Origin of the sequence: Mycobacterium sp. E136 (genome assembly GCF_001666865.1) — a bacterium.
Taxonomy (GTDB): domain Bacteria; phylum Actinomycetota; class Actinomycetes; order Mycobacteriales; family Mycobacteriaceae; genus Mycobacterium.
Window position 1 is genome coordinate 1 of the sequence record NZ_LZJE01000210.1, and the last position, 7,085, is coordinate 7,085.

6 protein-coding genes are annotated in these 7,085 nt (G+C 69.4%); 5 read left to right on the top strand and 1 reads right to left on the bottom strand.

Going from position 1 to position 7,085, the window contains the following annotated elements; translation table 11 throughout:
* The 3 genes from pgfA to A5698_RS13670 form a co-directional block, all read left to right on the top strand.
* Positions 1-929 (top strand): cell envelope lipid trafficking protein PgfA (pgfA, locus tag A5698_RS13660; protein ID WP_068297554.1); only part of this gene is annotated, 929 nt, incomplete at its 5' end.
* 14 nt (positions 930-943) lie between these two features.
* Entirely contained in the window at positions 944-2,629 is a 1,686-nt protein-coding gene (locus tag A5698_RS13665; RefSeq protein ID WP_197506764.1) for an MmpA family trehalose lipid delivery protein, read from the top strand.
* Positions 2,630-2,685: 56 nt separating this feature from the next.
* On the top strand, positions 2,686-4,158 hold the full coding sequence (locus A5698_RS13670; RefSeq protein ID WP_068297557.1) for a 13E12 repeat family protein: 1,473 nt from the start codon (positions 2,686-2,688) through the stop codon (positions 4,156-4,158).
* 11 nt (positions 4,159-4,169) lie between these two features.
* On the opposite strand, the gene A5698_RS13675 is transcribed toward A5698_RS13670, so the two are convergent.
* The gene (locus A5698_RS13675; protein WP_068297562.1) at positions 4,170-5,330 is read right to left on the bottom strand and encodes a glycosyltransferase family 4 protein; all 1,161 of its coding nucleotides are present in this window, start codon (positions 5,328-5,330) and stop codon (positions 4,170-4,172) included.
* Between the two features lie 46 nt (positions 5,331-5,376).
* On the opposite strand from A5698_RS13675, the gene A5698_RS13680 reads away from it, so the two are divergent.
* Together A5698_RS13680 and A5698_RS13685 are read left to right on the top strand one after the other, a co-directional pair.
* The gene (locus A5698_RS13680) at positions 5,377-6,138 is read left to right on the top strand and encodes a class I SAM-dependent methyltransferase (RefSeq protein ID WP_068297559.1); all 762 of its coding nucleotides are present in this window, start codon (positions 5,377-5,379) and stop codon (positions 6,136-6,138) included.
* 54 nt (positions 6,139-6,192) lie between these two features.
* Positions 6,193-7,085 (top strand): aldehyde dehydrogenase family protein (locus A5698_RS13685; protein ID WP_156670750.1); only part of this gene is annotated, 893 nt, incomplete at its 3' end.

Below are 7,085 nucleotides of genomic sequence, written 5' to 3' on the forward strand. Positions count from 1 at the left end.
TGGTGACGCTGCAGGTGGGCTCCACGCTGCGCCGCACCGACAGGCAGCAGGACGCCGGGCTGCTGCTGGCCCTGGTCGATACCGTGACCGTCAACCGCAGCACCGCCGAGGCCGTGTCCAGCGAGAGCAATCCGGGCGGTGCGGTGCAGAAGCCGCGCGCCATGGAGGACGACAAGCCCCCGACCAACATCGCGCTGCCGCACGAGGGCCTGGCCTACCGGTTCCCGTTCGACACCGAGAAGAAGACCTACTCCGTCTTCGACCCGATCGCGCAGAAGGCGTTCGACGCCAACTACGACGGCGAAGAAGACGTCAACGGCTTGACCACCTACCGGTTCGTGCAGAACGTCGGGTACGACTCGGACGGCAAGCTCGTCGAGCCGGTGAAGTACGCGTCGCTCTACGAGGACGACGCCGACAGCGAGGTCACCGCCCGCGCCGCTATGTGGGGCGTGCCCGGTGAGCCCGACGAACCGATCACGATGTCGCGGTATTACGCCGCGCAGCGCACCTTCTGGGTCGACCCGGTATCCGGGACGATCGTCAAGAAGGACGAGCACGGCTACCACTACTACGCTCGCGAACCGCTCAAGCCCGAGGTGACGTTCGTCGACTACAAGGTCGCGTTCAACGACGAGACCGTCGAGTCCCAGGTCGCCAGCGCCGGCGACGAGCGCGACCGGGTCGCGCTGTGGGGACGCATCCTGCCGATCACGTTCACTGCGACGGGGCTGGTGCTGCTGGTCGGCGGCGCCCTCCTCGGCTCGTTCAGCCTGCGCGCGGAGTCCGCGCTGATCGACCCCGGGCTCGACGAAGCCGACCACGGGTTCTTCGACACCCAGGGCATCAAGGTTCCGGGCGCCGAGGCCAAGACCGAGAAGATCCCGACATCTCGACCGACCGACCTGCCCCCGGACAGACCGGTCTGATTCGGCGGTCGGTTGTGGCACCGGCGTATGCGCTGGTGCTTGCCCTTGCGGTGACGGCGCCGCTGCTGGCGCCCGGATATCTGCTGGTGCGCGACGCGGTGTCCACGCCGCGCTCCTATCTGTCCGACGCCGCGCTCGGCCTGTCCGAGGCCGCGCCGCGGGCGCTGCCGCAGGACTTCTTCATGGCCGTTGTGTCTTCGGTGGTCGACGGCGGTGTGGTGGCCAAGGCACTGCTGGTTGCGGGGTTGTGGCTGGCGGGCTGGGGTGCCGCGCGGCTGGTCGCGGCGGTGGTGCCCGAGTCCGGCCTCGCCGGCCAGTGTGTGGCGGCGACGGTCGCGGTGTGGAATCCGTACGTCGCCGAGCGCCTGTTGCAGGGCCACTGGAGCCTTCTCGTCGGCTACGGGTGCCTGCCGTGGGTCGCCGCGACGATGCTGCGGATGCGGGAGTCGGCGCGGTGGAGTTCGGTGGCGGCGCTGGCGTTTTGGATGGCGCTGGCAGGGCTGACGCCGACCGGTCTGCTGTTGGCGGCGACCGTCGCGCTCGTGTGCGTCGTCGCCCCCGGGCAGGGCTGGCGGCGGAGGCGGTGTGCGGGCGCGGCGCTGGGTATGACGGTGGTCGCGGCGTTGCCGTGGTTGGTGGCGGCGGCGGTGGCACGCTCGTTGGAGTCGTCGCAGGCCGACGGTGTCGTCGCGTTTGCGGCTCGCGCAGAACCGGGCCTCGGGACGCTGTTCAGCCTGGCCGGGCTGGGCGGTATCTGGAATGCCGATGCGGTACCGCCCTCTCGTACAACGCTTTTCGCGATCGTCGCCACCGTGGTGTTGCTCGCTGTGGTGGCTCTTGGCCTGCCGGTCGTATTGCGGCGGCCCGCGGCCGTGCCGCTCATGGTGCTCGCCGGGGTGGCCGTCGTGCTGCCCGCGCTGATGGCCACCGGGCCGGGGCTCAGCCTGCTCGAGGCGGTCATCCGCGCCTTTCCCGGCCTCGGAGTGGTCCGCGACGGGCAGAAGTGGGTGGCGCTGGCGATGCCCGGTTACGCGCTGGCCGGTGCTGGTGCGGTCGTCGTCGCGCGGCGACGGTTACCGGCCGCGGTGGTCGCGACGCTCTGCTGCGTGGCGTTGATCGCGACGCTGCCGGACCTGGCGTGGGGGGTGGGCGGCCGGGTCGCGGCCGTGCAGTATCCGCCGGGATGGGCGAAGGTGGCCGCTCTGATCAACGAAGACCCGCGTACGGTCGCCGTGATGCCGATGGGCAGCATGCGGCGGTTCGAGTGGGCGGGCGACGCGCCGGTGCTCGACCCGCTGCCTCGGTGGGTGCGCGCCGACGTCTTGACCACCGGCGATCTGCAGATCGGTGACCGCACCGTGTACGGCGAAGGGCAACGCGCCCGCGACGTGCAGGAGATCCTCGTCGAGAGCGCCGACCGCCGACTGCTCGCGGACGCGGGCGTCGGCTGGGTCGTCGTAGAATCAAGCGTCGTCGAATCGAGCGGTGCGACAACACCTTTGCCGCTACCCGTGGCCTATGCCGACGACGACCTCACGCTGTATCGCGTGGGCGGTTCGACACCGCCGGCCGCCGGGCGGGCGGTGGTGGTGGCCGCGCACCTGGCGTGGCTGGCGATGCTGGTTGCGGGCGCGGTTGTCGGGATGGCGCGAAGGTTGAGCAAGGCGCCGCCGCGAGTCAGGGCACCTCACCGTCGGTAACCTCGCCGTTGGCTGACGGCAACCGGATGTCATACCCGACACTTACAATCGCACGTATGTTCGACACGACGAGCGACGCGGGGCTCGTCGACCTGATGGGCCAGGCGCAGCGCGCGAGCCGGGTCGAGTTCGCGCGTCAGCTATTGGCTATCGGGCACCTCAGCCTGCGCCGCGTCCCCGAATGCGATGGCGTGAACGACGACAAGGTGGTCGACGACTGGGAGGTCGTGGCTGCCGAGATCGGTGCCGAACTCGGTATCAGCCGCGGGCGGGCCTCGTCCATGATGAGCTCGGGCCAGGCCCTGATCCAACGGCTTCCCAAGGTGGCGAAGGTGTTCGCCGCCGGTGAGATCGACTGGCTGGTGGTCAACATGCTGATCTACCGCACCGAGCTCATGGTCAGCGAGGACGCCTGCGCACTGATCGACGCGATCTTCGCCGACCGGGCCGCCCAGTGGAACCACCTGTCGTACAACAAGCTTGTCGAGGTCGTCGACTGGCTTGTCCTTCAAATCGACCCGGACGCGGTGCGCCGATCCAAATCCCGTGACGACGACCGCCATTTCGACGTCACACCGAGCCAATACGGAATGGCCGACATCGTCGCCTGCCTACGCGGCGTCGACGGGGTGGCTTTGACTCAGCGACTCGACGCGCTGGCCGCCACGGTCTGCCGTGAGGATCCACGTACGCATCGCCAGCGCCGGGCGGACGCGATCGGGACGATCCTCGCCCACGAAGACGCGATGGCGTGCCTATGCGAACGACCGGACTGCCCTGCCGCCGGCAGAACGGCAACCACCGTAGTGGTCCATGTGCTCGCCGAGCGGGACACCGTCGAAGGCACGGGCACGACGCCTGGGTATGTGTCCGGGTTGGGCCCGGTTCCGGCGCCGACCGTTGCCGAGGTGGCGCGCCACGCCCAGCGGCGCCCCGTCGAGGCTCCCGACAACGCCGAACCCGAACCGCAGTACCGTCCCTCGACCGCGCTGGCCAACTTCGTACGCTCCCGCGACCTCACCTGCCGGTGGATGAACTGCGACCGCCCCGCCTGGCGATCCGACATCGACCACGCGGCGCCCTGGCCCTATGGGCCCACCCATCCGTCCAACAACGCCTGCTTCTGCAGGCTGCACCACCTGATGAAGACGTTCTACTGCGGACCCGGCGGCTGGATCGTGCAACAACAACCCGACGGCACCGTCATATTCACCAGCCCGACCGGGCGTATCCACACCACGACTCCGTTCGGAGCGATGCTGTTTCCGCAACTCGGCGCCTCCACCGGCACGCTTGATGTGCCCGAGGTGCCGGCACCGACACCGGGACGCGGGATCTGCATGCCCACCCGCCGACGCACCCGCCGCCAGAACCGCGAGCGGCGCATTCGACGCGAGCGGGCCCTCAATGCCACGATCCGAGCGGAGAACACCGCGCCGACCACTCCGAGTTCCGGCAGCTTCTACCCCCTGGGTACCGGTCCGCCAACCGACCCGAGAATTCTGATGGACGATCTGCCGCCGTTCTAGCGTCGCGAAGGCTAGACGACGCCGCTGACGTATTGCCCGGAGTGCACGGACTCGAGCACGGTGCGCATCGCGTCGGCGCTCTGCTGCCAAGAGAATTCGCCGCAGCGGGCGTGCGCCTTGGTTCCGAGTTGTTCGCGCAGAACATGGTCGGACAGCAGCTCGCCCAGACCGTCGACCAGACCGTCGAAGTCGTCGACCAGCACGCCTGTCACGCCGTCGACGACCGAGTCGGTCAGCCCGCCCGAGGATCTATAGCCGATGGTGGGCACCGAATGCTGACCGGCTTCGATGACCGCCAGCGCCCAACCCTCTTTGCGCGACGGCAACACGTGCACCCAGGCTTCCTGCAGCACACGGTGTTTCGCTTCATCGTCGATATGCCCATGGAACGTGACGGCGTCGGAGATCCCGAGCAGCGCGGCGTGTTCGACGAGCCGCTGCTCCCACCAGCCGCCGCCGACGATGTCGAGTGTCAGGTTCGGGATGCGCGGACGCAGCGCGGCGACGGCTTCGAGCGCGTCCTCGATCTGCTTGTGCGGCACCAACCTTGACAGCACCACCACCTTCGGCGTCGCCGCGCGCAGGCCGGACAACGTCGACGCGGGCGCCTCGTCGAGACCGTTGCGCACCACCGCGATCTGACCGGGACGCACACCCAACGCCGCGAGATCGCGCGCCGACGGCAGCGACACCGTGACGTACTGATTGCGCCGGTGCGCCCGCGGCGAGAGCCTCGACTCGACGAACCACCCGACGCGGCCCTTCACGGGACCGGCCACCGGCCACTGTTCGCGGTGGCAATGGTGCACGAGCACCGCGACGCGCCGCCCGTAGGCGAGCCTCGCCATGAACGGGATGCCGTTCTGGGTGTCGATCACCACGTCGGGCCGCGCGCGCCGCAGCGGCCCCAGCCCGATGCGGGCCAACACCATCGCCAGCCCCGCCCAGATGTAGACCGTGTGCCGACCGCCGCCGCGGCTGACCCGGACTCCGTCGACGACCTCGCGACGGCGGGCACCCGGGTACCGCGCCGTGCGCAGCGTGACCTCGACTCCGGAGGCGGCCAGCTGCGCGCCGATGCGCTGCAGGTAGGCCTCGCTGCCGCCACCTTGGGGGTGGCCGGTGTCGCGCCAGCACAGCAGCAGCACCGATCGGAGCGGACGGGAAGACATCGGCAACAGCGTAGTCGGGCCGAGGCGCTGCGTAGGGTTCGGTTCCATGTCAGTCACGGACAGGTTCGCCGACCGGGCGACGCTGTCGCGGTCGCTGCGCCTGCTCGCGGAGTTCCGCTTCGAGCAGCCCGACCCCGCCCGCTTCTACGGCGCGCTCGGCCGCGACACCGCTGACATGATCGCCGACCTGTGGCTCGGCGCTTGTCATTCGTCGCCGACCGGGCTCACCGTGCTCGACGTCGGGGGTGGGCCGGGATATTTCTCGGAAGCGTTCACGGACAAGGGTTTTCGCTACATCGGGGTCGAGCCGGATCCGGCCGAGATCCACGCCGCTCCCGGGGCGGTCACACCGACCACCTACGTGCGGGCTTCCGGGATGGCGTTGCCGTTCGCCAACGACAGCGTCGACATCTGCATGTCCTCGAACGTCGCCGAACATGTGCGGCACCCCTGGCGCATGGGCACGGAGATGCTGCGGGTGACCAGGCCCGGCGGGTTGGTGGTGCTGTCGTACACCGTGTGGTTGGGCCCGTTCGGCGGGCACGAGACCGGGCTGTGGCACTACCTCGGCGGCGCCCGCGCCGCGCGCCGATACACCCGTCGACACGGTCATCCGCCAAAGAACAACTACGGTTCGTCACTGTTCGCGGTGTCGGCGGCCGACGGCCTGCAGTGGGCGGCGAGCACCGGCGCTTTGATCGCCGCATTCCCCCGCTACCACCCGCAATGGGCGTGGTCGCTTGCCAAGGTGCCGGTGCTGCGGGAGTTCCTCGTGAGCAACCTGGTGCTGTTCCTGCGGGCACCCTGAACGGTCGACTGCAACAGGTTCTCGTTTTGCGTTGCGATAGGTAGTGTGACGGTCATGACACAGAGCACCGCGTTTCGGACTGCCGCCGGTGAGCCGGCTCATCGGACACAGTGGGACAAGCTGTTCATCGGCGGTAAGTGGGTCGAGCCGGCCACCTCGGGTGTGATCGAGGTGCACTCGCCCGCCACCGGCGAGCTGGTGGGCAAGGTCCCGCTGGCGTCGGCCGCCGACGTCGACGCGGCCTGCGCCGCCGCGCGCAAGGCGTTCGACGAGGGCCCGTGGCCGCACAAGTCGCCGCAGGAGCGCGCCGAGGTGCTGGCGGCGGCGGTGAAGCTAATGGAGGAGCGCGGCGAGGAGCTCAAGTTCCTGTTGGCCGCCGAGACCGGTCAGCCGCAGACCATCGTCGACATGATGCAGTACGGCGCCGCGATGTCGGCGTTCCAGTACTTCGCGGGCGCCGCCGACAAGTTCCCGTGGAAGGAGATCCGCGACGGCATCTACGGTCAGACGCTGGTGCTGCGCGAGCCGATCGGCGTCGTCGGCGCCGTCACGGCGTGGAACGTGCCGTTCTTCCTGGCCGCCAACAAGCTCGGGCCGGCGCTACTGGCCGGCTGCACCGTGGTGCTCAAGCCGGCCGCCGAGACGCCGCTGTCGGTGTTCGCGATGGCCGAGATGTTCGCCGAGGCCGGCCTGCCCGAAGGGGTGCTGTCGATCGTGCCCGGCGGCCCGGAGACCGGTCGCGCGCTGACCGCCAACGACCTGATCGACAAGTACACGTTCACCGGCAGCAGCGCGGTGGGCAAGGAGATCGCCAAGATCGCCGCCGAGAAGCTCAAGCCGTGCACGCTGGAGCTCGGCGGTAAGTCCGCCGCGATCATCCTCGAGGACGCCGACCTGGACTCCACGCTGCCGATGCTCGGGTTCTCCGGTGTGATGAACAGCGGGCC

Excerpts from the sequence above, each read along its gene's own strand:
- A5698_RS13670 (WP_068297557.1), top strand. The coding sequence starts at position 2,686 with ATGTTCGACACGACGAGCGACGCGGGGCTCGTCGACCTGATGGGCCAG.
- A5698_RS13675 (WP_068297562.1), bottom strand. The coding sequence starts at position 5,330 with ATGTCTTCCCGTCCGCTCCGATCGGTGCTGCTGCTGTGCTGGCGCGAC.
- A5698_RS13680 (WP_068297559.1), top strand. The coding sequence starts at position 5,377 with ATGTCAGTCACGGACAGGTTCGCCGACCGGGCGACGCTGTCGCGGTCG.